The following is a 26,170-nucleotide window of genomic DNA, read 5'->3' as shown; positions in this document are numbered from 1 at the left end:
TCCGGGGATGGCAACCGCGCGGCGGTCTCATCCTGGGGATGCAGGCACTGCACCTCCCGGCCGATGCGCGCGAGTTGACCGTCTGCCAAGGTGAACTCGTGTACGAGTCGGTGATGTTGGCGGGGGCGGGCGTGGCCGTGGTGTGTCTGACGGTGGCGCTGATACGGACGCGGCGGCGGTGGCAGGCGGCCGTGGGGCGACAGGGCTGGCTGCTGGAGCGGGAGCGGGAGAACGCGGCGCGGGCCGCGGTCGCGGCCGAACGGGAGCGCATCGCCCGCGAGTTGCACGACATCGTGAGCCACACCGTCAGCCTGATGGTGGTGCAGGCCGGGGCGGCCCGGGAGGTGCTGGGCACCATGCCGGACGAGGCGGCGACGGCGCTGCGCGCGGTGGAGGACGCGGGGCGCGGGGCGATGACGGACCTACGGCATCTGCTCGGCGTCCTGGCTCCGTCGCCGGACGGCGCGGACGACACCGCGGCCCTCGCCCCCCAGCCCGGCCTGGACCGTCTCGGCACCCTCGTCGACCGGATCTCCTTCGCCGGGCTGCCGGTCGAGGTGCGGATCTCCGGCGAGCCGCGCCCGCTGCCGCAGGGGGTGGAGGTGACGGCGTACCGGATCGTCCAGGAGGCCCTGACCAACGCCCTGCGGCACGGTGAGGGCGGCAGGGCCGAGGTCACCGTGCGGTACGCGGAACACGCGCTGCGCGTCGAGGTGCTGAGCACCGGACCGAGCGTCCTGACCGGCGGCACCCCGCCGCGCACGGCCGGGCAGGGGGCGGGACGCGGGCTGCTGGGGCTGCGCGAGCGGGTCGCGGTGTACGGCGGTGACCTGGACGCCCGCCGGCGGCTCGGCGGCGGTTACCGGGTCCGGGCGCGCATTCCGCTGGACCGCGCGTGACGGCGCCCCGGGTGCTGGTCGTCGACGACCAGACGCTGATCCGCACCGGGTTCCGGCTGATCCTGACCGCGCGCGGCATCGAGGTGGTGGGCGAGGCGGCGGACGGCACGGAGGCGGTGTCGCTCGCCCGCGAACTGGCCCCGGACGTGGTCCTGATGGACATCCGCATGCCGACGATGGACGGCCTGGAGGCCACCCGCCGCATCCTGAGCCGGTCCCCGGACTGCCGGGTGCTGATGCTGACCACGTTCGACCTGGACGAGTACGTCTACACGGCCCTGTCGATCGGCGCGAGCGGCTTCCTGCTGAAGGACGTCACGCCGGAACACCTGGCGGCGGCGGTACGCCTGGTGACCACGGGCGACGCGCTGCTCGCCCCGTCGATCACCCGCCGCCTGGTGGAACGCTTCGCGACCCCTTCCGCCCCCACGGCCGCACCTACTTCCCTGTCCGCCCTCACCCCCCGCGAACTGGAGGTGCTGACCCTCCTGGGCCGAGGACTGTCCAACACCGAACTCGCCGCCCACCTCACTCTGAGCGAGGCCACGGTGAAGTCCCATGTGGCCCGGATCTTCGCCAAGCTGACCCTCCGCGACCGGGCACAGGCGGTGGTGCTGGCGTACGAGACGGGGTTGGTGAAACCCGGTGCCTAGATGCTCTAGCTTGTAGGCTAGTGCCACCAGGAATCCGGAGGTCCCTCATGCCCCGCGCAGGTCTCACCGCCGATCGCATCACCGCGGCCGCCGCCGAGCTGGCCGACGAGGTCGGGTTCGAGAAGGTGTCGTTGTCCGCGCTGGCCCGGCAGTTCGGGGTGAAGGACGCGAGCCTGTACTCGCATGTCAGGAACCTCCAGGACCTGCGGACCCGGCTGGCGCTGCTCGCGGGCGCCGAGATGATCGACCGGATCGCCCTGGCGGTCGCGGGGCGGGCGGGGAAGGACGCGCTGGCGGCCTTCGCGGACGCCTACCGGGCGTACGCCCTGGAACACCCGGGCCGGTACGCGGCGACCCAGATCCGGGTGGACCAGGCTTTTGTGGCGGACTCCCCCGCCCTGCGCCGCACCGCCGAGATCACCTACGGCATGCTCCGCGCCTACGGCCTGGAGGAACCCGATCTCACCGACGCGGTACGCCTGTTGCGCAGCACCTTCCACGGCTACTGCGCCCTGGAGTCCGCGGGGGCCTTCGGCGCGCCGAGGGACGTACGCCGGTCCTGGGAGCGCGCGGTCGACGCCCTGCACGTCGCACTGGAGCACTGGCCGAACCAGGAGAGGACGCATGACTGACTACGACGTACGGGGCAACGGCCCCGTACTGCTGATCGTCCCCGGCGGCGCGGGCCACCCGATGGGCCTGGACCGTTTGGCGGACGCGCTCGCCGAGCGCTTCACCGTCGTCACCCACGACCCCCTCGGCCTGGCGCACGGCCGGCTCGGGCTGCCCGTGGCCGAACAGCGGGTGCGGGACTGGAGCGAGGGCGCGCGGCAGGTGCTCGACGAGGTGCTCCCCGAGGGCGAGTCGGCGTACGTCTTCGGCACCAGCGCCGGCGGCATCGCCGCCCTCGACCTGCTCGCCCGGCATCCGCGGCGCCTGCGGCACGTGGTCGCGCACGAGCCGCCGTGCGTGACCGTGCTGCCCGACGGCGCCCGGCACCACGCCGAGTTCCGGGAGGTGTACGACGTCTACCGCGCCGCGGGCCTCGCGGCCGCCGGGGGCCCGGCTCACCGCGGCCCTGGAGGAACGCGCGCCGGACCCCCTCCGCGAACTGCAACCCCTCACCGAGGAACAGGAGTTGACCGAGCCGATGGCACTGTTCTTCAGCCGCGTCCTGCTCCCGTTCACGTCCTACACCCCCGACCCCGACCCCGGAGCGCCCCTCACCGTCGCCGCCGGGACCGACGCCCGGGGTCAACTCCTCCACCGTACGGCCCAGTCCGTCGCCGCCCACGCGAACGCCGGCTTCGTGGAGTTCCCCGGCGGCCACGTGGGCCCTCTGGAACACCCCACGGAGTTCGCCGACCGCCTCGCGACGACCTTGCTTCGATCAGCGGACTAGGGACTGCACCTCGCCGTACGCCGGTGCAGAGCCGCGCGGTGCACGGCCCGCGCGGATGTCGGCGACCGCCTCCAGGGCCGCGCCCAGCGCCCTCCGGTACAGCAGCGAACCGAGGCTGACACGACGTACGCCCAGGTCCGTCAGGTGCTGGAGGGTGGGGCCCGTGGGTGAGTACAGGATGTTCAGTGGGGCGTCGAGCCACCGTACGAGCGCGGCGATCCGTGCCGGGTCGGACAGGCCCGGCACGAACACGCCGTCGGCGCCCGCCTGTTGGTAGGCGTCGAGGCGACGCAGCGTGTCCCGCTCGTCGCCCTCACCCAGCCAGTGGGTGTCGGTGCGCGCGTTGACGAAGAGCCCTGGCGCCGCCTTCTTCACGGCGGCGATCTTCGCGGCATGGAGGGCGACGGACACCGCCCCGTCCTCCAGGTTGATCCCGACGGCCCCGACCGCCGCCAGCTGCCGGGCGAACTCCCCCACCGCGTCAGGGTCCTGGCCGAACCCGCCCTCCGCGTCGACGGAGAGCAGGAACGGCCCACGCCCCAGCGCGAGCGCCAGCCGCAGCGTCTCGTCCCGGGTCACCGCGGCCCCGTCGGGCACCCCCATGCCCGCGGCGACCCCGAGACTCGTCGTCCCGACGGCCGCGAACCCCTCCGCCGCGAGCGCCGCGGCGGAGGCGTAGTCCCAGGCGTTGGGCAGCAGCAGGGGCTCGTCCTGATGGTGGAGGCGGGCGAAGGCGGTGTGGGTCATACGGCGACGGTAGACGCGGATCGGTTCGGCACCCGCCGAACGGTCGCCGGACGGATGACCGGACGTGGGCCTACACCCCGGTGACCCCGTCGTACACCACACCCCTGACAGGAGCGTCACCGACGACGAAGACGCTCCGCATCGCCCGCGTAACACCCTGAGATCACTCGACCTCGAAGTGCCGCGACACCTCCTCGATGGTGAACCTGGCCCGTAGCTTGCAAGCGGAGTTCTGGTTGGCGAACAAGCCGGCCCGCCAGAACGCCTCCCGTCGCGGCAGGGTCCGCTGCCACGACACCGGCACGATCCACTCCCGGAGTTCCGCGGCACTCTCCTGCGAACCTGCCGCCCCATACCGTCCCTTGACCGGCAGCTCCGCCAACCGCCGCGGCTCGCCTTCGACTGTGACCAAAGCCTCCTCGAACGGCTGCGGCTCACCGGAGACCGTGCCCACGCCGACGTAGCCCGACTTCGGGATGTGGGTGAAGACCCGCGCGCCGAGCGGAAGGGAGCGCAGGGTCCGCGAGAACCAGTCACCCCCACCGGCGGAGACGAACCCGTACCGCACGGCGTCCTCCCAGCTGCGGTCCCCGGAGTCGTCGTCCCCGAAGGAGACGTACCAGTCCGTTCCGTTCCAGGGCTCCCGCCGGCCCTTGGAGCCACCGGCGGGGGCGGCCGGCTCGGCGTCCTCGATGAGCCAGGTCCGCGCCAGGTAGGACCGTCCGTCGTCCTCGAAGTACCGGAAGAACAGGACGTTGATCGGCACGTCATAGCCCGAGGCCAGATACGTCACGATCCGCTCGGTCGCCGCGTCCACCTCACCGGCGACGACGGTCAGCGTGTGCGCGCCGTTCAGGGTCTCGGGCGGACTCCCCCCGAACTCGCGCGCGAAGACCTCGTCCAGTTCCTCGGGCAGTCCACGCCGACGGGCATACGTCGCGTAGATCTCCCGCACCTGTTCGTTGGTGAGGTGCTGCACCCACGACCCGTAATCGAGAACCTGCGCCACCACTTCCCGGGGCGTACGGTCCCGCTTCAGCTCCAGCACATGCAGTCCGCCCTCGGCATCGAGCCCGAGCAGGTCGACGAACTTGCCGTGATCGGTCGGAACTTGCCGCCCGATCAACAACAAAGGCCGCCCGAGAATGCCGGGTTCGGCCTCGATCAGCTCCTCCAGCTTCGACTCCAACGGCATCCCCGGCGCCGCCACCCGCACCGGCTCGGCCCCGTCAACTCGCCACAGCCCAAATTCCAACGGCACGCTCGTCCTCCCCGCTCTGCCAGACACCCGCCGATCTCGCGGATCATTCCCCGCCCGGCCGCCTCAGTCCCCCGCAGACCGCCTGCCCGGTCTCCTTCGCCGTCAGATACGGCCGTACGTCATGGGCCTTGGCTCCGTTGTGCACCAGAACGTCGGTGATCCGGTCCCCGAAGACGGGTGCCAGTTCCTTGGCGAGAGCCACGACATCACCGCGGTCCGCGACGTTGGTCCACCGTTTCACGGGGGCCGGCCAACGCCCGCGCCCGCCCACATGACTCGGGATCAGCCGGTCCAGTACCAGTCCCCGCACACCCAGCGGTGACCCCAAGGTGATCAGCGTCAGGTCGGGCAACTCCGGTTGGGCGCACAGCGCCTCGTAGGCGACGACCGTGCCGAGGGAGTGCGCCACGACGACCTCGGTGCGGTCGGTGAGGGCACGCAGGAAGCGGTCCTGGACGGCTGCGCGCAGGGTCGGCTCGGTGAAGTAGCGGCTCACGTGACGGGCGTCGCGGATCAGCAGCCGTTCTCCTGCTCCGCTGAAGAAGCTGGAGTGGCTGAGCGCGTCCAGAGCGCGTTGCACGACGTACGGCGTACGCCCGCGGGCCGCCACACCCGGTCCGGCGACCCGGCTCTCCGCCTCGGCCGCGGCCTGCCACCAGGCCAGCAGGAGCTCCCGCTCCATGCCTTCCCGGACGTCGGTGGCGTCCAGTTCGGGATCACCGGAGGCGCGATGGCCGGCAGGGCGGAACAGGTCACCGTAGAACGCCATGGTCACGTCTTCGTGTGCGATGCCGACCGGGGCCATGCCGTCGCGGAGGGCCGGAAACCAGTCGGTGAGCAGTGTCTCGGCACCCTTGTACTGCTGGGCTATGCCGTGGACCAGGACCACTCGGGTCATGGAAGACCTCCTGCGGACTCCTGTGGATCGGAGAGGGTGAGCACGACGACGCCCATCTCAGCGGCCAGGCAGACGTGTCCGGAGGACGCGGCGTCCACGGCGTTGATACCGCTGCCCACATCGACTTCGGCGGTCCAGTGGGGAAACCGCGTGTCCCAGACCCGCAGGACTCCGAGGTCGTCCCCCGCGATGAGGATCGGTGTTCCGCGGACGGAGGATGCCCTGATGGCACGGACCGGGGCGGCGAACGGCTGGAGTTCGGGGCCCGTGACCGCACCCGTCGCCAGATCCCAGAAGCGGAGTCGTCCGTCGCCCGAGCCCGAGACGACCACATCCCGGTCCAGGCGAAGGAAGTCCAGGCTGAACGCGCCTCTGACATGGCCGGTGAGCGGCTCACCGACCCTGTCACCGGCCCGCAGATCCCAGAGCCGCACGGTGCCGTCGAGGGCCGCGCTGGCCAGCAGGTGTTCGGCACCGGGCGGCCCGGAGCGCAGCGCCATCACCTGACCCGTGTGACCGGTCATCGGTGGGCACACTGGGGTCTGCGTGCTCAGTTCCCAGGCATGCAGGCTGTAGTCGTCAGCGACGGTCACAGCGAAGGCCTTGCCGTCGATCGAGTGCAACAAGGCTTTCCAGCAGGTACCGAACCGGCGACCCAGACGTCGACGTGTGTCCACCGCCCAGACGTCCGCCTCCGTCCAACTGCTGGTCACGACGACTGTTTCACCGTGCAGCCGAGCGCTCACCGCGCCGTAGAGCGCGTAGTTCGTCGACGTGATGTGCGGCGCGACCTGTCGACCGTCATGCAGCGCGTGCACCCGTATGCCGTTGTGCCGACTGCTCGTGACCACCGTGGGCCGGCCATCGGCGTCGGGCACGATGTCCACCGACGCGAGGCTTCGATCCACACCGCACAGTGGTTCACCCAGAGGAGCCATTGTGGTGAGGTCCCAAAGGCGCACCTCACGGGTGAACGCGGTCACCGCCACCGGCGTCCCGTCCACCGTGCCCAAAGCAGGGGCCGGACACGGCTGCAGGCCCTCTGCCGAGTCATTGACGAGTCCCTCCAGCGGCTGTCCCAGAGCCGCGCCCGTGGCTACGTCCCAGACGCGCACGGAGTCGTCGTACGAGACCGAAGCCACCAAGGTCGACCTGCCCGCCCGACCGAGGGTGGCAGCCAGAACCCCGTTGGTGTGGCCCACTAGTGGGTCGCCGACCGGGGCGCGCGTCACTATGTCGTGCACGTGCACGCCATTGTCTTCCCGTGAGGAAAGCACGACCGGGCTCTCACCCAGGAAAGCCACCCCCAGTGCCTCCGCGTTCAGCGAGAGATCGCTGAGGTCGAAGTGCGCGTCAGGACCACTAGTCTTCCCTGCGCCGACACGCCACAGATAGGCGTGGTCCAAGACCGTCGCAAGGGCGATCTCCAGTTCATGCCCCACCTTGCGCACAGCAAGGAAACGGACCCCGCCGATGTGCCCCGACAGGGGTTCATGCACCGACCTGCGTGTGGCGTGGTCCCAGATTCGGACCGTTCCGTCCTCGCTGCCGCTGACGAGGACCGCCGTTGAGGCGAGCGAGCCGAACGCGACGCACCGCACCACATTGGTGTGCCCAGTCATCGGCGGCCCGAGCGGAAAGCCACTGACCGGATCCCAACAGAAAAGGTCCGTGTCATCGCCGCCTGTGACCGCGAAGGTCCGCCCCCTGACCGACCCCAGGGCCACCGCCGTCACCCGCCCGCGATGCCCTTCCATCGGAGGGCCTGCCTGTGTCCGTGTCCGTAGGTCCCACATGCGCGCCGTGCCATCCGCGCCACCTGTGATCGCCAGAGGTCGGCCCGCGTGGACGGCGACGCACTGGACCTGCCCGCTGTGCGCCTCGGCCGGCTGATCGGCGGAGAGATCCCAGATACGAGCCGTTCGGTCATCACTCACCGTGACTGCGAGTGACGTGTCCCCTCGGCTCGTGAGCGCGGCAGCGTTGATTTCGTCGGCGTGCCCGCGCAACGGGGGTCGAAGCTGTCGCAGCGGCTCGAGTTCCCACAACCGAGCTTCCTGGCGGCCGGTCGTGAGGGCTACCACACGGTCTCGGTACCGTCCGACGACCGCCGACCACACCCCGCTGCGGGTGTGGTACCGATGCGCGACAACTGGTTCTCCGATCTGCCGTCGAGTCTCCAGGTCCCAAAGGCTCAGCATTCCGGTGCCGTCACCGACCAGCAGGGCCGTCACCCCCGTGTTGGTCCGAGCCACGCACAGCGCCGTCACGGCACCCGCAGGCCCCACGATGGGCGCGTCGTCCATCCGCGCGTCACCACCCCCGGACACCTCGCTGAGGTCCCAGATCCGCACGGCCTTGTCGAACCCCCCGGTGACCGCCATCGTCCTGCCGTCGATGTCGCACAGGGCCGCGTCCTGTACCGACCGCCGGTGCCCGGACAGCGCGGCCCCGAGTTGCCGGCGTTCCAGCAGGTCCCACAGCCGTGCTGTGCCGTCGTCGCTCGCCGTGAGTACGACCGGCCGCCCGGCCAAGGTGCCGATCCTGATCGCCCTGATCTGGTTGGTGTGGCCGGTCAGCGGCTTGCCGTACTCCTGTCCCGCCGACAGGTCCCACACCCGGACCGTCCCGTCGACGCCGCCGGCCAACGCCACGGTGTAGTCCTCGAGCTCGCCGATGGCGACAGCGCTCACCGCGACCTCCATCGCCAGCGGCTTGCCGATCTGCCGCTGTGTCGTGAGGTCCCACACACGCACCGTCGCGTCCAGGCTTCCGGTCACGGCGACGGCGCGCTCGTCGAGGTCCCCCACGGCTACGCAGTCCACGCGCCGCTCATGGCCGCTGAGCAGACGGTGTGCGCCACTGGCCGACCACCATGCCCACAGTGCCGTCCAGGGCCGTGAGACGGCCAACTTCTCGATGCGGTCCGCGAGTTCATTAGCGTCACAGCGGCGGGCCGACAGTTGCAGGTCGGCGGCGCGGGTGCCGAGTGGCCGGTCGATGGTCAACCGGTGCGCCACCTGCTCGTACGCGGTACGAATGTGCCGAGACGCGTCGCCGTCGACTGAGGACAACGCCCGCAGCAGCCCCAGTGGTTCGCCGGCCAGCAGGAATCCGGGGTCCTCGATCAGCTCTCCCAGCCGCCCCGCGGCGGCGGCGTGCGTGGCCAAGTGCTGTCGTACGTACGGCGGCGCCCCGAACCAGTCCCGTACGGCCGGAACGACGGAGATCAGCGCGTCGACCACGGCACTGTGGATCTCCGACGTCGCCCGCCCTGCCGTCTTCCGCAGATGCTCGGCGAGGGCCTTGTGGTAGAGCCGGTACACCGAGCGCCGGTCGTCGTCGACCACCTCCGCAACATACGCCTCGGCGACGTCCAGAACCCAGGACACATCGGCTTCGGTGCACTCGGTCCCGGACAGCACCGTGCTCAGGGTGGTCCAGATCCGCCCCCGTGGCAGGCCCGTGCCCTCGGAGAAAGCGAGAGCGAGGAGCATGCGTTGTACCCGGGGCTCGTCCGGGCCGAAGCGGGCCAGGTAGTCGTCGAAGGCCTCGCCGATCTCGCTGGGCAGGTCGTCGGCCCAGCCAGGGCGGCGGATGTCGACCGCCTTCCGGTCCGAGCGCAGGGTGCGGGCCGTGGTCCTGGCGTACAGATACACCCCGGCAGCACGTGAGGCGACGCCTTTCGCGACCGCCTCGGCGAGTCCGGGCCGCCCGCGATACGGGCTCTTGACCTCGGGTTCCTCCGTGGCGAGGAGCATCTTGCCGACGTACCCGGCGACGTCCTCCGGCTCCGCCCGGTAGCCGGGTCGGTCGAGGTCCACACAGACGAAGGTGGGCCCGAGCGGGGTGACGAGTTCGTGACGCGTGCCCACCAACAGCCGGACACCCTGGATCTCGGACATCGGCCGGAGCAGCTCCCTGGTGATCCGCCGTGGTTCGCCGTGCCCGCCGGCGTCGGCGGCCGTGTCGGATCCGGCCTCGTCGACCGCGTCCACGACTATGACGACCGGCGGCCCCTTGCGCCCCCTCCGGGTCAGTTCCTGCAGCAAGGCCGCGGCGCCGTCGACCGCCACACCGAGGTGGTCGGCGATCCGCTCGACGATGTCGTCCAGGCGCTTGTGGCGTGCGTGCACCGCAGCCGTGACGCACCCTTGCGGTACGACGGTCACGGGATCGAGGCTCGTGAGGTCGAACCGGGACCGGTAGCCGGGGTCCGACAGCGCCACCACCCGGCCGAGCACCGCCGATTTTCCGCAGCCGGGCCGGCCCGTGACGACCCGTCCCATGCCGTCACCCTCATCCGCGGTCAGCCATCGGGTGAGTTCGGCCAGGACTCGGGTACGCCCGCTGAAGTACAGGCCGTGCTCGGACTCGAACTCCACACCGCGGGCTCGCGGTCCGAAGTGGTCGGCGAGATCCTGCGCGGCGACGCGGCGCTGAACCTCGAGGTCCGTCCCGATGGGCGGTAAGGCCTCCCGGAAACCGGAGTTGGGGAGGAAGGGCGCGAGGCCCGTGACCAGTCCGCTGGCCAGTTCCGCTCGCTGACCGAGGCCGTCCGCCTCGAACGTCTCGTTGATCGCCTTCACCAGTTCGGTGAGGTCCAGGAACTGCTGTCGCTGCCCGGTGCGTTCCGTCGTCACGTCCACGGCCCTGCGCAGTGCGCCGACGAACCGGCCGTCCTCGGCCACGTCCTTGCGCCGGGCGGAGGCCAGGAACCACAGGCCGGAGGAAGCGCCCCTGCCGCCGTGCCGGTGGGCGATCGACTGCAGGGCGAGTCCGGCGGCCTCAGCGCTGCCCGCGCCACCGGAGCAGGTGTCCAGGATCAGCAGCAGATGGCGTAACTCGCCCCGGCAGAGGATGCGTACCAGGTCCTCGGTCGCCAGTGCGGTCGTGGCCGCGTCCTCGTCGTGCGAGTCCCAGCAGAGCAGGTAGTGCCGGTCGCGGTCCTCGACGAGACCGTGCCCGGCGAAGTAGACGGCAACCACGTCGTCGCGCGTCAGACCGGTGTCCGCCGACCAGTGACGCAGTTTCTGGCGGACCTGCTCCGCCCCGTCGTACTCGCCGAGCCCGGGCAGAACCGACCGGTACCCGAAGCCCTCGAAGAGTTCCCGTGTCGCCCGGACATCGGACGGCACCTTCCGGAGCTGTTCGTCCGCCGACAGGTTGCGGTAACGGCCGATGCCCAGCGCCACGAAGAATCTTCGACCCACGAACAGCCCACCCCGTCCCCCGGCAGCCTTTGGTCACGACTGTAGCGGCGCGGTAGCCCTGTGTACCCGTGCACCGCGAAGCGCGCGCCCGCACGTGCCCTACGGCGTGTTCAGCTCACCTCGACCCACCCGTCCCCGATCCCGACCAGGGACTCGCCACCCTCCGCCCAACGCACCACGAACACACCGGAGTTCACCACCCGCACGGCGGCCGTCCCCGGCAGTGGGTCGGGGTTCGGTTCTGACGTGAGTCGGGCCAGGGCGGCGAACAGGGTGGGTCCGGCGCCGGTCGTGCCGCTGAGGTCGTCGTCCAGGGCGGTCAGCGGGGCCAGTTCCGTTCGTACGCCGTCCCCTGCCGCCCAGCCGGTGATCCGGACCGCCGTCCCGGCTTCCGTCCCCGCCACCAGATACGCCCGCACCTCCACGGCTCCCCGCACCAGCACCACACTGGTCACCCGGGCGCCCGAGGTCGTCGTGTGCCGGGAGGCCGCCCAGCCGGCGCCCACGCCCAGCGGCTCGATCGCCGTGCGGGTGGGGTCGTCGGCGACGAAGACGCTGTTGTCGTACGACGGTGAGGGCTCCGTCGCCGTCGAGTACGCGAGCCGCGAATAGTAGGGGTCGTAGTCGGGGTGCTCGCTGCCGTGGTTGTGGAGGCGGACCAGGCCGTCCGAAGTCGTGGACTGGAGCAGCCAGTTGGGTGGGGCGATCGGGTGCGAGGCGTCCGGGGCCTCCGACGGGCCCGGTTCCTCCGGTGCCGTCCACGCCTCGTGCTCCGGCGGCAGGAGCAGGCACAGGAAGGCCTTGCTCGCCCAGTACGGCGAGGCCGGGCCCGAGTAGTCCTGCAGGACGGCGGGGTTCGGGCCGTGCCAGCCCAGAGTGAGCAGGTCGCGGTCGTCCGTCGCACCTCTCTCCAGGAAGTGGCGCAGGGCGCCGGAGGCCAGGCGCCGGGTCCGGCCCGGGGGCAGCGGGGTGTGCCCGGTCAGGGCGCCCAGCCACAGGGGGGCCGTCGTCGCGAAGCGGTACGTCAGGGAGCGGCCCTGGTGCAGGGGGGCGCCGTCGGCGGCGAACAGGTGGGCGTAGTCCTCCAGGTGGCGGGAGAGTCTGCCGCCGTACAGGGTCAGCAGGTCCGCGTCCTGCGCCAGCCACGCGTGCAGCACCGGGTAGAGGTGCATCGCCCAGCCGTTGTAGTAGTCGAACTTGCGGCCGTCGCCGTCGGTGTACCAGCCGTCCCCGAGGTACCAGCGCTCGATGCGTTCCAGGCCGCGGTCGATCGCCTTGCGGGACGCCTCCGGCTCGTGTCCCACCGACTCGAGAAAGCCGCCCACCGTCACCGGGAACAACTCCCAGTTGCACGGCCAGGGTTCGGCCGACAGCGCGTCGCCCAGCCACCGCGCCGCCCGTTGCCGCACGCTCTCGTCCAGGCGGTCCCACAGCAGCGGGCGGGTCAGACGCAGGGCCAGGGCGATCGACGCGGCCTCCACCAGCGGCTGGCTGCGGTGCCCGACCTCGGGCCAGACGCCCGCGGTGCCGGCCGCGAGGCCCTCGGCGTACCGTTCCAGCGCCGTCTCGTCCCGGCGGAAGGCAGCCAGCAGCAGCGTACGGGCGTAGCCCTCCAGGCCGTCGGAGAGGCGGCCGGAGAAGCTCTGCCGGTCGCCGGGGAGGTGGTAGAGGGCACGGTCGGCGGTGGCGTACGGCTCCACCGCGGCGAGCAGGGCGTCGGCGGCCGCCTCCCAGTGGGCGCGGGTGTACCCGGTGTACGGGCTGAGGACGCGGTCGTCGGGGGGCAGTTCCATCGGCGGCGGTTCCTTCCGGCTACAGGCCTGGGGCGCCCCGGTTCCGGTCGGGACGCCCCAGGAGTTCATCCCACCCTCACTCGGCCCTCGGGCACCAGACCCTGGACCAGGAGTTCGTCACGGACCAGTTCGGCGTAGGCGGTGGCTCCCCGCACCGAGGTGTGGGTGTTGTCCCGTTTCTCGTTGTACAGGTACAGCGCCTTCGAGCCCTCGACCCCGAGCGATTCCACGAGCGCCTTGGTCCTCGCCGTCAGGTCGATCAGCGCCACGCCCTCGGCGGCGGCGACCGAGCGGACGACCGCGGGATGGTCCACGCCCAGGCCGTTCACCAGCAGGGCCGTGCCGTTGTTCAGCGTGCCGTCGGAGTTGAACCAGCGGCGCACGATCGGTGTGACGAGCACGGGCTCGCCGCCGCGCTCCCGCACTCCGGCCACCAGCGTCTCCAGATTGGCGCGGTACGACGCCTCGTCCGTGGTCTTGTCGTTGTGCGCGAGCTGGATCAGGACGAGGTCGCCGCGCCGGATCCGGGGCTGCACGGTGGCCCACAGCCGCGGGTTCCCCAGGTAGGTGACCGTACTCTCGCCGGAATCGGCGTAGTTGGCGACGGACACGCCCTTGCGGAGGTACTGCGGGAGCTGCTGGCCCCAGCCGTGGTAGGGGTCCCCGGGCTGGTCGCAGACCGTGGAGTCGCCGACGAGGAAGATCTGGCGGACGTGCCGGGCCGGGGTCACCCTGATGTCGGCGAGCGCGGGGGCCGAGCCGCCGAAGGTCAGATCCAGGCCGGGGGTTCCGTCGGCGCCGGTCGGCTCGCCCTCGGGGGTGCGCACGTCCACGGTGAAGCTGCGGGCGACACGCTCTCCGGCCGGGACGGCCGTCTCGGGCAGCAGGGCCCGCCGGGTCTCCCCGGCCACGCTCGTACTCGACTCCGCCGCGCCGCCCAGGAGCACCTTCACGTCGTACGTGCCGGGCGGGACGTCGAAGTGGCACGCGGTGGCGGTGCAGTCGCCCGCAACGGGAGCGAACCCCTTGGCGTGCGCCGGTACGGCGGTCAGCGCGGTGCCCAGTGTCAGCCCCACCAGCACGGCGATTTTGAAACGTCTCACGCGGCTCCTCCGTCACGGTGAACGAGTCCTGGCGCTGGACCGTACCGCTAGCCGCAAGCGCTTTCTAGACCTCGGTTTGAATTCGCGCAATCCCCAACACCGGCGCCGCGAAAGCCCTTTTGCGAAATCGATTCAACTGTCACCCTCGCTCACACCCGCAACCCCCACACCTCCCGAAGGAGGCACCCCCATGCCCGCATCCCCCACGCCCACATCCCCCGGGCCCGCGTCCCGATCCGTCGGCCGGCGCGCCTTCGTCCTCGGCACGGCCGCCGCCGCGGGCAGCGCCGCCCTCGGCGGCACCGCCTCCGCCGCCGCCTTCGGCTGGAGCGACGACGGCTCGAACTACGTCGTCGACACCGGCGCCCACCTGGTCTTCAAGGTCGCCAAGTCCAACGGCGACCTGTCCTGGCTCGTCTACCGGGGCGTGGAGTACCAGGGCTACGACGGCAAGAACTCGCACATCGAGTCCGGCCTCGGCTCCTCCACCGTGACGATCAGCCAGTCCGGTTCGACCATCCTGGTCTCCGTCACCTACGGCACGCTCCGGCACTACTACGCGGCCCGCAGCGGCGAGAACAACATCTACGTGTGGACCGACAAGGCCGACACGTCCGTCTCCGCGACCCGCTTCATCCTGCGCGTCAAGGCGGGCCTGTTCCTCAACGACGCGCCCGATTCCTACACTTACGCACCCACCGCCATCGAGGCCTCCGACGTCTTCGCCAAGTCCGACGGCCAGACCCGTTCCAAGCACTACTCCCGGCTGCGGGTGATGGACTACGACTACGTCGGCTGGTCGACCGGAAGCGTCGGTCTGTGGATCGTGCGCAGCAACCACGAGAAGGCCTCCGGCGGCCCCTTCTACCGCTCGCTGCTGCGCCACCAGAGCGCGGACGGCGGCGGCCTGTACGAGATCCTGTACTACGGCCAGAACCAGACCGAGGCCGAGCGCTTCGGTCTCCAGGGCCCGTACGTCATCGCCCTCACCGACGGCGGCACGCCCTCCGCCGCCCTCTTCCCGGGCACCCTCACCACGTCCTGGGCGGACTCCCTCGGCATGTCCGGCTACGTCGGCGCGGGCGGCCGCGGCCGGGTGGCCGGGGTCGGCATCACCGGGCGGAACACGGCCCACGCCTACACCGTCGGCCTCGCCAACGCGGCGGCTCAGTACTGGGGTTCGGCGCGCGCCTCGGACGGCTACTTCTCCATCACGGGCGTGCTGCCGGGGACGTACACGCTCACCGTCTTCAAGGACGAACTCGCGGTGCACACCGGCTCGGTGACGGTCGGCGCGGGCGCGACCACCACCCTCAACACGATCGCGATCCCGTCCTCGAACGACCCGGCGAACGCCTCCGCGATCTGGCGGATCGGGGACTGGACCGGCACGCCCAAGGGCTTCAAGAACGCCGAGCTGATGACGTACGCGCATCCCTCGGACGTCCGCGCCGCCGCCTGGACCGGCAACGTGGTGATCGGCAGCGGGGCCGAGACCTCCGGCTTCCCCTGCTACCTGTGGAAGGACGTCAACAGCGGGATCGTCGTGTACTTCAAACTCACCGCAGCGCAGGCCACCGCCGCCCACACCCTGCGCATCGGCGTGACGACCGCCTACGCCAACGGACGCCCGCAGGTCGTCGTCAACGACACCTGGACGTCCGCCATCCCCTCCCCGCCCACCCAGCCGGGCACCCGGTCCCTGACCAACGGCTCGTACCGCGGCAACAACCACACCTTCACCTACAGCGTCCCGGCGTCCGCCTGGCTGACGGACACCGGCGCCTACAACACGCTGCGGATCAACGTGGTGAGCGGTTCGGGGACGACGTCCTACCTCAGCGCAGGCACCGCGATCGACGCGATCGACCTGCTGGCCTGAGCCCGGACCGCGGGAGGCCTAACTCCCGCGCGTCCACTGCTGGTTCGTCCCTCCGTTGCAGGTGTACGTGATGATCGCGGCGGAGTTGGCGGTGGACGCGCCGTTCACGTCCAGGCACTCCCCCGTCGCGCGGGAGGTGACGGTCACGTAGGAGCCGGTCGTGGTCACCGCCCACTGCTGGTCGGTCGCGGTCGCGTCGCAGTTCTCCTGGGTGACCGTGCTCGCGTTCTCCTGCACGCACAGGGAGCTGTGCCGGGTCATCAGCTGGTAGTGGCCGCCGCCGACGGACTTGAACCAGTACCTCTGGTTGGTGCCGCCGTTGCAGTCGTACTGCTTGATCTGGGCACCCTGCCACTGCGACTGGCTGGTCACGTCGGCGCACCGGCCGGAGTGCCGGGCGATCAGCGTGTTGTACGTGGCGCTCGTGCCGCTGACCGTGCCGGTGGCCGTGTCCACGGTGACCTCCGGCGTCCAGGACATCGACATCGTGGTGGAGCTCGGGAAGGTCAGCGGGAGCCACACATGGCGGGAGTCGTTGACGGTCCCGCCGAAGGAGTTGCCCCAGCGGTCGCCCAGGTACAGGTACGAGGTGGCCGAACTCCCCTGCACGGCAAGGACGTACGCGGTCTGGGAGCCGTACGTCGTGGAGTCGCCGATGTTCGTCATGGCGGTCCACGGTCCGGCGAGGGAGGTCGCGGTGGCGTACTGCTGCTGATTGGGGTTCCAGCCGGTGGCGCCCGAGGTGAGCATGAAGTAGACCCCGCCCCGCTTGAACAGCGCGGGCGCCTCGCGGTGGCCGCCGTGCCAGGGGTCGGCGACCAGGGCGGCGACACCGGTGTAGTCGCTGGTGAGCCGGTAGATGTGCAGGTCGTGGTTCTCGCGGGCGGCCGAGACCATGTAGCCGGTGCCGTCGGTGTCGACGAAGACCGTGATGTCCCGGGACATGTGCTGGCCGAGCGGGCGGAAGCTGCCCTGCCAGGTGTAGTTGCCGTCCACCGTGTCGGAGACGGCGACGGCGGCGCGTGCCTCGCTGTAGTCGGTGCCGTTCTCCTTGTGCATCCACATCACGAACTTGCCGGTGGCCGCGTTGTACATGACCTTGGGCCGCTCGATGTTGGCGGTGGCCAGCTCGGGGTCGCTCGCCTCGGTGAGGACGTGGCCCCGGAACTCCCAGTTCTTCAGGTCGGTGGAGCGGTAGGCGTCGACGTAGCGGAAGGTGTTGTCGGCGTTGCGGTTCTCGCCGAACCAGTAGTAGTACGCGCCAACCTTGAGGACTCCCCCGCCGTGCGCGTGCACGGGGTTGCCCGAAGTGTCGGTGAACTGGGTGCCGTTGGTGACCGTCTGGGGCGCGGCCTGCGCGGGCGCGGCGGTGACCAGGGCTCCGGCGAGGGCCAGAGCGAGGGCGAGCAGGACCGCGTGCACACGTCTCATCTCACGCACTCTCCTCTGCCGTGTCGGCCACGGGGATGCCGAAGTCCGGGCTGCCGTCGGCCTTCCAGCCGAGGGTCTGGATCCGGGTGTGCCGGTTGGGGTCGTCGAGCGGGTCGCCGACGATCTCCTTGTACTGGCGGGCGTGGTAGACGAGGACGTCGGTACGGCCGTCCTCGGCGACGGTGAAGCAGTTGTGGCCCGGGCCGTACTGCCGGGTGGTGTCGTTGCTGGTGAAGACGGGCGTCGGGGACTTGGTCCAGTGGGCGGGGTTCATGAGGTCGGCGCCGGCGTCGATCGTGAGCAGGCCCACGCAGTAGTTCCAGTCCGTGGCGCTGGCGGAGTACGACATGAAGAGCCGTCCGTTGCGGGCGATGACCGAGGGGCCCTCGTTGACCTTGTAGCCGACGCACTCCCAGTCGTACTCGGGTGTGGAGAGCCTGACTTGAGGGCCCGTCAGGGTCCACGGGTCGGCCATCCTCGACAGCCACAGCGCGGTGTTGTTGGCCATGCCGGGCTCGTGCTGGGCCCAGGCGAGATAGCGGGTGCCGCGGTGGGTGAAGGTGGTGGCGTCCAGGGAGAAGGTCTCCCACTGCGTCTTGAGCTGCCCGCGCTCCACCCAAGTGCCCTGGAGCGGGTTGGCGTTGGCGTTCTCCAGTACCCAGATGCGGATCGCCCAGACGTCCTCGGCGGGCGCCGCGGCGAAGTAGATGTACCACTTGCCGCCGATGCGGTGGATCTCCGGCGCCCAGATGTGGGCGCCCATGTCCCCGCTCGGGTGCTTGCGCCAGATCACGGACTCGGCGGCGGTGGTGAGGCCGCCCAGGGTGCGCGAGCGGCGCAGGACGATGCGGTCGTACTCCGGGGCGGTGGCGGTGAAGTAGTAGAAGCCGTCGGAGTGGCGGTGGATGTGCGGGTCGGCGCGGTGGGGGACGAGCGGATTCACGTACGGGGCTGCCTTCTTCGGACTCGGGGCGGCACTGGCCACGGTGGGCGTCGCGGCCAGGGCGCCCGCGGCCACGGCGCCCTTCAGCATCAGTCGGCGACTCGGGATCTGGGGCAGGTCGTCGTCTTCGCGGCTCATACGGACTGCCTCTCGGGGGTGGGGGTACCTCGGGACGCTCACGGATGTTCGGTATCACGAACGGCATCTGACATGACGAACGCCGAAAAGGTAAGGGGGCGTTACGGGGAGGTCAACGGGTCGGACGAGACAAAGCACGCCGGGCCTCGGGACGTTGGGCGAATCAGGTTGCCCCCGGCAACCCATTGCGACCTAACTCAACGAATGATGAAATTTATCTCATGATGGATCAGAGCGTCGTCGTGGACGACGAGGTCGAGGTGTTGGTCGTCGGCGGCGGGCCCGTCGGGCTCACCGCGCGGGCGCTGCTGGAGCGCTGGGGCGTACGCGTCCTGCTGGTGGAGAAGTACCGCGAGCTGTCCCCGTTCCCCCGGTCGCGGCTGGTCAACGTGCGGTCGATGGAGATCTTCCGGCAGCTCGGGGTCGACGACAGGATCACGGCGGCCGGGTTCACCCCGGAGTTCGGCCGTATCCGCTTCCGGGAGTCCCTGACCGGACCAGATTTCGCGTCGGCGGCGATGGTCGGGGTCGACGGGCCGGTGGACGAGAGCCCCTCGGTCGGCGTGCTCACCTCGCAGGACCGGCTCGAACCCCATCTGCTGGCCGCCGCGGCCACGCCGGTGCGGTTCGGGGTCGAGCTGGTCGACCTGACCGAGGAGGCCGACGGAGTGGTGGCCCGGCTCGTCGACCACGAGCACGGAACGTCCCCGCGGGTCCGCGCCCAGTACGTGCTCGCCGCCGACGGCGCCAACTCCACCGTGCGCGGGCTCCTCGACATCGCCACCGAAGGGCCCGGGGCGGTCGGAAACATCAGCACCCTGGTGTTCGACGCCGACCTCACCCCCTGGAGCGCCCGGCACCCCGCCGGCGTCTACGTCACCCCGAACGGCACGATCATCCCGCTCTACCCGGAGGGCGGCTGGGCCTGGTTCGGTCCCACTCCGGAGGACATCGACCGCGCCGACTGGACCGGTTTGATCGCCCACACCCTCGGCACCGCGGCCGACGTACCCCTTCAGCTGCTGCGGGCCCAGCACTGGACGATGAAGGCGTTCGTCGCCGAGCGCTTCCGGCACGGCCGGGTCCTGCTGGCCGGTGACGCGGCGCACGCGGTGCCGGTCGTCGGCGGTCTGGGCATGAACGCCGGGGTCGCCGACGCGCACAACGTCTGCTGGAAGCTGGCGGGCGTCATCCAGGGGTGGGCCGCGCCGAGTGTGCTGGACAGCTACGAGCGGGAACGGCACCCCGTCGCCCACCGGACACTGCGGCAGGCCGTGGCCAACGCCGAGCTGATGTTCCAGGTCCAGGCCCGGCGCCGCAGCCTGCTGGAGGCCGGGGCGGCGAGCACGGACCAGATCGAACTCCCGTGGTCGGAGCGGTACTTCGCCACGCTCGGGCTGGTACTCGGCATGGCCTACGACTCCTCCGCCGTACTCCCCGACGGGACCGCCCCGCCCGAGCAGACCGACTCCACCACCGAGTACGTGCCCTCGGCACGGCCCGGTCACCGCATGCCGCACTTCTGGCTGACCCCGGGCCACTCCACGCTCGACACCCTCGGCGAGTGGTTCACCCTGCTCACCCCCGACCCGGCCGTCTGGGCAGGGCACACCGCGCCGCCCTGGCCACTGCGGATCGAGAACCTGCCCAAGGAGCACACCGACGCCTGCGGTCTCGGCCCGCGCGGAGCGGTGCTCGTCCGGCCCGACGGCCATGTCGCCGCCCGCTGGCCCGACGGCCCGCCGCGGGACTCGGCGCTGACGGAGGCCCTGACGGCGATCAACGGAACCTGACCACATGGTGGACGTCCGGCCCACCCCTTGGACAGGGCGGGCCGCTGACCGGGTGCTGGACTAACGTCATGACATGACCAGCGACACCACCCTCGCCCAAGCCCTCGCCGCCGGTCCCGTCGTCCTGGACGGCGGGATGTCCAACCAGCTGGAGTCCGCCGGGCACGACCTGAGCGACGAGCTGTGGTCGGCACGGCTGCTCGCGGAGCGGCCGGAGGCGATCACCGAGGCGCACCTCGCGTACTTCGAGGCCGGCGCGGACGTGGCGATCACCTCCAGCTACCAGGCCACCTTCGAGGGGTTCGCGCAGCGCGGGATCTCCCCGGAGCGGGCGGCCGAGCTGCTCGCCCTGAGCGTGGAGCTGGCCCGCGAGGCGGTACGGCGGGGCCGGGCGAAGGGCGTGACGCGGCCACTGTGGGTGGCCGCGTCGGTCGGCCCGTACGGCGCGATGCTGGCCGACGGCTCCGAGTACCGGGGCCGGTACGGCCTCTCCGTGGCCGAACTGGAGCGCTTCCACCGCCCCCGCCTGGAGGTGCTGGCCGCCGCCGCGCCCGACGTCCTCGCCCTGGAGACCGTCCCGGACGCCGACGAGGCGCGGGCGCTGCTGCGGGCGGTGCGCGGACTCGGAGTCCCTGCCTGGCTGTCGTACTCCGTGGCCGGCGACCGCACCCGTGCGGGCCAGCCGCTGGAGGAGGCCTTCGCCCCCGCCGCCGACGCGGACGAGGTGGTCGCGGTCGGCGTCAACTGCTGCGCCCCCGAGGACGTGGACGCGGCGATCGCGACGGCGGCCCGTGTCACCGGCAAGCCGGTCGTCGTCTACCCCAACAGCGGCGAGTCCTGGAACGCCGACTCCCGCAGCTGGCAAGGCCGTTCCACCTTCACCCCGCCCCAGGTCCGCACCTGGCGGGACCACGGCGCCCGCCTGATCGGCGGATGCTGCCGAGTGGGCCCGGAGGCGATCTCGGGGATCTCGGGGGCACTGCGGGGGTAGCGGGCGGGGCCTCCGAGCGGGGCACGAGGTGGCGCGGGACCTCCGAGCGGGGGCACGCGGTGGCGCGGAGCCTCCGAGCGGCGGCACGCGCTGGCGACAGGCATCCGGAAGCAACGCACGCGGCGGCGCGAGGCCTCCAGACGCGACACACGCCGTAGCGTGAGCCCTCCGGCGCGACACACGCCGTGGCGCGGGGCTCGGCACATCTCGGCCTGGTGCCGGTGCCCCGATGTTGTGGCGGCCCGGTCCCTTACCTATGCTCGCCGGGCAGTAAGCGGTTTCCTCCGGGCAGTTTGCCCTTGCTGATTCCCCCAAGTGGTTCCCCCTCGGGAGTGTCCCCCATGCGCACCGGCCCCCTCCGCCCCACCGACCGCGCCCGCACCGCCCTGCGCCCGGCCACGACCGCCCGGATCACCGGCGGCTTCTGGGCCGCCCGGCGCCGGACCAACGCCGAGGTGAGCGTCCCGCAGGGGCCGGACCGGCTGGAGGCCGCCGGGAACCTCGCCAACCTCCGTGCCGCGGCGGCCGGTTCGGGGGAGTTCGCCGGGGACTTCCCCTTCCAGGACTCGGACGTGCACAAGTGGCTGGAGGCGGCGGCCTGGCAGCTCGCTGAGCGACCGGACGACGCCCGACTCACCGCCCACGTCGAGGAGTTCACCGCTCTCCTCGCCGCCGCCCAGGCCGCCGACGGCTACCTCCAGACGTACTACCAGGTCGCCCACCCGGACCGGCGCTGGCAGGAGCTGGGCTGGGGCCACGAGCTGTACTGCGCGGGCCATCTGATCCAGGCGGCCGTCGCCCTCCACCGCGCCACCGGCGACCGCCGGCTCCTGGACGTGGCCGAGCGGTTCGCCGTACACATCCACGAGGTCTTCGACCGGAAGAACCAGGGCGTCTGCGGCCACCCCGAGATCGAGACCGCGCTCGTGGAGCTGTACCGGGAGACCGACGAGCGCCGCTGGCTGGAGCTGGCCGCCCGGTTCGTGGACCGGCGCGGACACGGCCTCCTCGACGCCGACCTCAACCCGCATCTGGGCCGCGCCTATTGGCAGGACCACACCCCGGTGCGCGAGGCGACGACGGTCGCCGGGCACGCCGTACGACAGCTGTATCTGCTCGCGGGCGTCGCCGATCTGGCCGCCGAGACAGGGGACTTGGAGCTGCGCGCGACGGCCGAGCGGCTGTGGGAGCACATGGTGGCGACGAAGACGTATCTAACCGGCGGGATCGGGGCGCGGCACGAGGGCGAGGCGTTCGGTGAACCGTACGAGCTGCCGCCGGACCGGGCGTACGCGGAGACCTGCGCGGCCATCGCCTCGGTGCAGTGGTCGTGGCGGATGGCCCTGCTGACCGGTGAGGCGAAGTACTCGGACCTGATCGAGCGCACCCTGTACAACGGCTTCCTGTCCGGCGTCGGCCTGGACGGGGACAGCTGGCTGTACGTGAACCCGCTCCAGGTCCGCGAGGAGTACGAGGGGGCGAACGAGGCCGACAAGGCCGCCCGGCGCACCCCGTGGTTCCGCTGCGCCTGCTGCCCGCCGAACGCGATGCGACTGCTGGCCTCGCTCCCCCACTACCTGGTCAGCGGGGATCCGGAGGGCCTCCAGGTGCACCAGTACGCGACCGGCGTGTACGAGGCGGGCGGCGGCCGGGTCCGGGTCGCCACCGACTATCCCTGGGACGGCCGGATCGCGATCACGGTGGAGGAGGCACCGCTCGCAGACTGGACCCTCTCGGTGCGGATCCCGTCCTGGTGCGAGGACTTCACGGCCACGGCGCCCGACGGCGAGGCGCCCACCGCGTCCGACGAGGGCTGGCTGCGGCTGCGCCGCCGCTGGACGCCCGGAGACACCCTCACCCTTGGCCTGGACCTGAGCCCCCGCCTGACCCGCCCCGACCCGCGCGTGGACGCCGCACGGGGTTGCGTGGCGATCGAGCGCGGCCCGCTGGTCCACTGTCTGGAGGGCGTGGACCAGGAGCCGGGCGTGCCCTTCGACGAGCTGACGCTGCCCGGGGACGCCGAGCTGTCCGTGCGGCACGAGCCCGGACTGCTGGGCGGAGTGAGCGTGGTCAGTGCCGTCGGACGGCGCCGGGGAGCCGGAGCCGCCGTACGACTGAGTGCAGTTCCGTACCACGCATGGGCGAACCGTCGGCCGGGGCCGATGCGGGTGTGGGTTCCTCTGGCGTGACGTCGGCGGCCCACAGGGCCAGCTCGCGGTCCCGTGGGCCGTACGCGGTGTGCGGCTCGCCCTCGCCGAAGACGCGCACGGGGTGGGTGTTGTCCCAGTGCCGCCAGCCGGGGTCGCCGTCCTCGGCGAACCGCACCCAGGCCCGGTGCATCACGTCGGACAGTTCGGGCGGGGCGCCCGCACCGGCGAGTTTCGCGGACTCGGGGGTGTCGCCGGTACCGAAGACGAAGCCCAGCTCGAGGGCGTGGCAGGAGCCGAGTCCCGGCCGGTTGGACGGCCAGGCGAACTCGTAGACGTACGAGCTGTCCGGGCGGGCGTCGGCCAGCCGGTGCAGCGGGATCCGCAGCAGGTGGTCGGTGACCATCTGGCCGACGATCTCGGCGGTGCCGGCCTCGGGGTGCAGGATGCGATAGCCGCGCGGCACCTCGTGCCCGCACCGGCAGCGGGCCATGGCGCCGGCCAGCGCGACCGGCCCGAGCCGGTCGACGCGCTCCAGCAGTCCGCCGGGCACCAGCCACAGCCGGTACTCGTCCCGCGTCCAGCCCGTCATCAGCTGAACGCCCCGCGCCGCCGAGCCGTCGACCAGGGCCTCCTGGGGGTCACGCGGTACGAGGTCGCCGTCGACGACGATCCCGAAGGCGGGCCCGCCGAGCACCGGGCTGCTGAGCCTGCCGGCCTCCGCCTGGGTGCGCAGCAGCAGCTCCCGGTCGACCTCGGCGAAGGCGGCGGCCGTGGCGGGGATCCTCAGCCGGGTGGCCATACGGCGCACCATCCGGCGTACCTTGTCCCGCTCGGCGGCCTCGGGCGACCCGCTCTGCAGAATCGCGCGCCTGACCAGGCCCTGGGCCTGCGGGGCGGCCAGGAGCGCGCCCGTGCTCATGGCTCCGGCGGACTGCCCGGCCAGGGTGATCCGCCCGGGGTCGCCGCCGAAGGCCCCGATCGAGGCGTGCACCCACTGGAGGGCGGCGAGCTGGTCGCGCAGACCGGGGTTGGCGGGGGCGTCCGGGAACAGCCCGTACCCCTCGACGCCGAGCCGGTAGTTGACGGAGACGAGCACGACCCCGTCCCGCGCGAAGTGCCGCCCGTCGTAGACCGGCACCCCGGAGGAGCCGCGGGTCAGAGCGCCCCCGTGCAGCCACACCAGCACGGGCAGCCGCGCCCCGGGACCGGGCTCGGGCGTCCAGACGTTCAGGTTGAGACAGTCCTCGCCCGCCACCACCGGGTCGGACAGATACTGCGCGAAGGCCTCGGAGTACGGCGGTTTCGGCGCCGTGGGCCCGAAGGCGCCGGCGTCCCGCTCGCCGTCCCAGGGCTCCGGCGGCAGCGGCGGCCGGAACCGGCGGGGGCCGAAGGGGGGTGCCGCGTACGGGATGCCACGGAACACCGCGACACCCTGCTCGTACCGGCCACGTACAGCCCCGTAAGGGGTGCTGACCACGGGGTTCGTCCGGTCCGCCGCCATGCGCCCACCAGCCCTTCGCCAGGCTCCTGCACCGTTCACATCAGAGCACCACATCGCCCGGATGTATTCCGGTGCGGGTGGAAGGACTCGGCCACTTGGCGTACGTCGGTGTGTCCCGGCCGAGGTGGGACGGCGGCACGCCCGATGCACCCCGACGCCCCGGCAGCCCTGGACCCCTACACCTATGCACCCCTGCACCCCTACTCCCCTGCAGCCCGCGACCGGCTGCCTCATTGACCATGGTTTCTCGGCCGACCTACGGTAGAAGGCGCTTTCTGACACTGTTTCCGTCAGCCGATCGGGAGAGCCATGCCCAGCCGCTCCGAGCAGCCACCGAGGGCCGTGTTCGCGATGGACCCGATCCACGTCCCCCGGCTCTTCCCGCCCCCGCTGATGGCCAGGCTGCGGCAGGCGTGCGACATCGAACCCACCTTGGTGGCGACGGACTTCACCAGCCCCGCCACCACGGCGGCCCTCGCCGGGACCGGGATCCTGATCACCGGCTGGGGCTGCCCGCGGCTGGACGCCACGCTCCTGAGGGCGGCCCCCGAGCTCCAGATCGTGCTCCACGCGGCAGGCTCGGTGCGCGACCTCGTCGGCGAGGACGTGTGGCAGCGGAAGATCGCGGTCTCCAGCGCGGTGGCGGCGAACGCCGTGCCCGTGGCCGAGTACACCCTCGCGATGATCCTCCTGGCGGGCAAGGACGCCTTCGCCCACCGCGACCGCTACCGCTCCACCCACACGGCCCCCACCCACGCGGAAACGGCGAACACGGGCAACGTGGGCCGCCGCATCGGCGTGATCGGGGCCTCCCGGGTGGGCAGACGCCTGCTGGACCTGCTGACCCCGTTCGACTTCACGACGTACCTCCACGACCCGTACGTCGGCCGGGCGGAAGCCGCCGCGCTCGGCGCCGAACCGCTCCCCCTGGAAGACCTCCTCCGCCGCAGCGACATCGTCACGCTGCACGCCCCCGACCTCCCCGACACCTACCGCATGCTCGACGGCCGCCGCCTGGCCCTCATGCGGGACGGCGCGGTCCTGATCAACACGTCCAGAGGAGCCCTGATCGACCCGGACGCCCTCACGGCCGAACTCGTCTCCGGCCGCCTGTCCGCGATCCTGGACGTGACGGAGCCCGAACCCCTCCCGCCCGGCTCCCCCCTGTTCCACCTCCCCAACGTCTTCCTCACCCCGCACATCGCCGGGTCCCTGGGCAACGAACTGCAACGTCTGGGCCGAACGGTCGTGGAGGAACTGGAGCGCCTCACCACGGGCCTCCCCCTCGCCCACGAGGTACGGCGGACGGACCTGACCCGGGTGGCCTGACGGATGGCGTGACGGGTGGCGTGACGGACAGCTCGGGCCCGCT

At 71.6% G+C, this 26,170-nt stretch carries 18 protein-coding genes and 1 pseudogene; 10 read left to right on the top strand and 9 right to left on the bottom strand.

What is annotated here, in order from left to right; translation table 11 throughout:
* Positions 1 to 38: 38 nt before the first annotated feature.
* The 5 genes and pseudogenes from AC068Z_RS25730 to AC068Z_RS25710 all read left to right on the top strand — a co-directional run bounded on the left by AC068Z_RS25730 (position 39) and on the right by AC068Z_RS25710 (position 2,954).
* Positions 39 to 899, top strand: coding sequence for a sensor histidine kinase (locus AC068Z_RS25730; RefSeq protein ID WP_478560026.1), 861 nt, complete (start codon positions 39 to 41; stop codon positions 897 to 899).
* Complete coding sequence (locus AC068Z_RS25725; protein ID WP_478560023.1) at positions 896 to 1,552, top strand: response regulator; 657 nt, start codon at positions 896 to 898, stop codon at positions 1,550 to 1,552. The genes AC068Z_RS25730 and AC068Z_RS25725 overlap by 4 nt, the downstream gene beginning before the upstream one ends.
* A 47-nt stretch (positions 1,553 to 1,599) precedes the next feature.
* Positions 1,600 to 2,184 carry a TetR/AcrR family transcriptional regulator gene (locus AC068Z_RS25720; RefSeq protein WP_478560020.1) on the top strand — a complete coding sequence of 195 codons (585 nt, stop codon included), beginning with the start codon at positions 1,600 to 1,602 and terminating at the stop codon, positions 2,182 to 2,184.
* Positions 2,177 to 2,545 (top strand): annotated as a pseudogene (locus tag AC068Z_RS25715) (alpha/beta fold hydrolase); the annotation flags it as partial. The gene AC068Z_RS25720 and the pseudogene AC068Z_RS25715, both read left to right, overlap by 8 nt.
* 145 nt (positions 2,546 to 2,690) lie before the next feature.
* Positions 2,691 to 2,954 carry a hypothetical protein gene (locus AC068Z_RS25710; protein WP_478561026.1) on the top strand — a complete coding sequence of 88 codons (264 nt, stop codon included), beginning with the start codon at positions 2,691 to 2,693 and terminating at the stop codon, positions 2,952 to 2,954.
* On the opposite strand, the gene AC068Z_RS25705 is transcribed toward AC068Z_RS25710, so the two are convergent.
* The 6 genes from AC068Z_RS25705 to AC068Z_RS25680 form a co-directional block, all read right to left on the bottom strand.
* Complete coding sequence (locus AC068Z_RS25705; protein WP_478560017.1) at positions 2,943 to 3,701, bottom strand: isocitrate lyase/PEP mutase family protein; 759 nt, start codon at positions 3,699 to 3,701, stop codon at positions 2,943 to 2,945. The two genes, AC068Z_RS25710 and AC068Z_RS25705, sit on opposite strands and share 12 nt — an antisense overlap.
* Positions 3,702 to 3,864: 163 nt before the next feature.
* A complete protein-coding gene (locus AC068Z_RS25700; protein ID WP_478560014.1) occupies positions 3,865 to 4,962 on the bottom strand; it encodes an endonuclease NucS domain-containing protein in 1,098 nt (365 codons plus the stop codon).
* A gap of 43 nt (positions 4,963 to 5,005) precedes the next feature.
* On the bottom strand, positions 5,006 to 5,860 hold the full coding sequence (locus tag AC068Z_RS25695) for a hypothetical protein (protein WP_478560011.1): 855 nt from the start codon (positions 5,858 to 5,860) through the stop codon (positions 5,006 to 5,008).
* Positions 5,857 to 11,073 (bottom strand): AAA family ATPase, encoded by a 5,217-nt coding sequence (locus AC068Z_RS25690; RefSeq protein ID WP_478560008.1) that lies wholly within the window; start codon positions 11,071 to 11,073, stop codon positions 5,857 to 5,859. Before AC068Z_RS25690 ends, AC068Z_RS25695 begins: the two co-directional genes overlap by 4 nt.
* Positions 11,074 to 11,183: 110 nt before the next feature.
* Entirely contained in the window at positions 11,184 to 12,866 is a 1,683-nt protein-coding gene (locus tag AC068Z_RS25685) for a DUF2264 domain-containing protein (RefSeq protein ID WP_478560005.1), read from the bottom strand.
* Positions 12,867 to 12,931: 65 nt separating this feature from the next.
* Positions 12,932 to 13,969: a rhamnogalacturonan acetylesterase gene (locus AC068Z_RS25680; RefSeq protein WP_478560002.1), complete on the bottom strand. Its 1,038-nt coding sequence runs from the start codon at positions 13,967 to 13,969 to the stop codon at positions 12,932 to 12,934.
* Positions 13,970 to 14,159: 190 nt separating this feature from the next.
* Here AC068Z_RS25680 and AC068Z_RS25675 point away from each other — a divergent pair, with 190 nt between their 5' ends.
* Positions 14,160 to 15,851, top strand: a complete 1,692-nt coding sequence (locus AC068Z_RS25675) for a rhamnogalacturonan lyase B N-terminal domain-containing protein (RefSeq protein WP_478559999.1) — start codon at positions 14,160 to 14,162, stop codon at positions 15,849 to 15,851.
* An 18-nt stretch (positions 15,852 to 15,869) separates the two neighbouring features.
* Here the strand turns inward: AC068Z_RS25675 and AC068Z_RS25670 are convergent, their stop codons facing one another.
* Entirely contained in the window at positions 15,870 to 17,282 is a 1,413-nt protein-coding gene (locus AC068Z_RS25670) for a family 43 glycosylhydrolase (protein ID WP_478559996.1), read from the bottom strand.
* Between the two features lies 1 nt (position 17,283).
* On the bottom strand, positions 17,284 to 18,363 hold the full coding sequence (locus AC068Z_RS25665; RefSeq protein WP_478559993.1) for a glycoside hydrolase family 43 protein: 1,080 nt from the start codon (positions 18,361 to 18,363) through the stop codon (positions 17,284 to 17,286).
* Positions 18,364 to 18,584: 221 nt separating this feature from the next.
* Here AC068Z_RS25665 and AC068Z_RS25660 point away from each other — a divergent pair, with 221 nt between their 5' ends.
* The 3 genes from AC068Z_RS25660 (at position 18,585) to AC068Z_RS25650 (ending at position 23,336) form a co-directional block, all read left to right on the top strand.
* Positions 18,585 to 20,156 carry an FAD-dependent monooxygenase gene (locus AC068Z_RS25660; RefSeq protein WP_478559990.1) on the top strand — a complete coding sequence of 524 codons (1,572 nt, stop codon included), beginning with the start codon at positions 18,585 to 18,587 and terminating at the stop codon, positions 20,154 to 20,156.
* Between the two features lie 73 nt (positions 20,157 to 20,229).
* Positions 20,230 to 21,147 (top strand): homocysteine S-methyltransferase, encoded by a 918-nt coding sequence (gene mmuM, locus AC068Z_RS25655; RefSeq protein ID WP_478559987.1) that lies wholly within the window; start codon positions 20,230 to 20,232, stop codon positions 21,145 to 21,147.
* Positions 21,148 to 21,488: 341 nt separating this feature from the next.
* Positions 21,489 to 23,336, top strand: a complete 1,848-nt coding sequence (locus tag AC068Z_RS25650) for a glycoside hydrolase family 127 protein (RefSeq protein WP_478559984.1) — start codon at positions 21,489 to 21,491, stop codon at positions 23,334 to 23,336.
* Here the strand turns inward: AC068Z_RS25650 and AC068Z_RS25645 are convergent.
* Positions 23,218 to 24,798, bottom strand: a complete 1,581-nt coding sequence (locus AC068Z_RS25645; protein WP_478559981.1) for a carboxylesterase/lipase family protein — start codon at positions 24,796 to 24,798, stop codon at positions 23,218 to 23,220. The two genes, AC068Z_RS25650 and AC068Z_RS25645, sit on opposite strands and share 119 nt — an antisense overlap.
* Positions 24,799 to 25,107: 309 nt before the next feature.
* On the opposite strand from AC068Z_RS25645, the gene AC068Z_RS25640 reads away from it, so the two are divergent.
* Positions 25,108 to 26,127 (top strand): hydroxyacid dehydrogenase, encoded by a 1,020-nt coding sequence (locus AC068Z_RS25640; RefSeq protein WP_478559978.1) that lies wholly within the window; start codon positions 25,108 to 25,110, stop codon positions 26,125 to 26,127.
* The last annotated feature ends 43 nt before the right edge of the window (positions 26,128 to 26,170 follow it).

The organism is Streptomyces sp. NPDC043726 (assembly GCF_056436565.1).
Note: the sequence above shows the minus strand (reverse complement) of the source record. Positions and strands in the feature narration are given on the sequence as shown.

Bases quoted from the DNA above. Each gene is read 5' to 3' on its own strand.
- AC068Z_RS25645 (WP_478559981.1), bottom strand. From the start codon at position 24,798: ATGGCGGCGGACCGGACGAACCCCGTGGTCAGCACCCCTTACGGGGCT.
- mmuM (WP_478559987.1), top strand. From the start codon at position 20,230: ATGACCAGCGACACCACCCTCGCCCAAGCCCTCGCCGCCGGTCCCGTC.
- AC068Z_RS25675 (WP_478559999.1), top strand. From the start codon at position 14,160: ATGCCCGCATCCCCCACGCCCACATCCCCCGGGCCCGCGTCCCGATCC.
- AC068Z_RS25650 (WP_478559984.1), top strand. From the start codon at position 21,489: ATGCGCACCGGCCCCCTCCGCCCCACCGACCGCGCCCGCACCGCCCTG.
- AC068Z_RS25685 (WP_478560005.1), bottom strand. From the start codon at position 12,866: ATGGAACTGCCCCCCGACGACCGCGTCCTCAGCCCGTACACCGGGTAC.
- AC068Z_RS25705 (WP_478560017.1), bottom strand. From the start codon at position 3,701: ATGACCCACACCGCCTTCGCCCGCCTCCACCATCAGGACGAGCCCCTG.
- AC068Z_RS25695 (WP_478560011.1), bottom strand. From the start codon at position 5,860: ATGACCCGAGTGGTCCTGGTCCACGGCATAGCCCAGCAGTACAAGGGT.
- AC068Z_RS25660 (WP_478559990.1), top strand. From the start codon at position 18,585: ATGATGGATCAGAGCGTCGTCGTGGACGACGAGGTCGAGGTGTTGGTC.
- AC068Z_RS25730 (WP_478560026.1), top strand. From the start codon at position 39: ATGCAGGCACTGCACCTCCCGGCCGATGCGCGCGAGTTGACCGTCTGC.
- AC068Z_RS25720 (WP_478560020.1), top strand. From the start codon at position 1,600: ATGCCCCGCGCAGGTCTCACCGCCGATCGCATCACCGCGGCCGCCGCC.
- AC068Z_RS25665 (WP_478559993.1), bottom strand. From the start codon at position 18,363: ATGAGCCGCGAAGACGACGACCTGCCCCAGATCCCGAGTCGCCGACTG.
- AC068Z_RS25670 (WP_478559996.1), bottom strand. From the start codon at position 17,282: ATGAGACGTGTGCACGCGGTCCTGCTCGCCCTCGCTCTGGCCCTCGCC.
- AC068Z_RS25640 (WP_478559978.1), top strand. From the start codon at position 25,108: ATGCCCAGCCGCTCCGAGCAGCCACCGAGGGCCGTGTTCGCGATGGAC.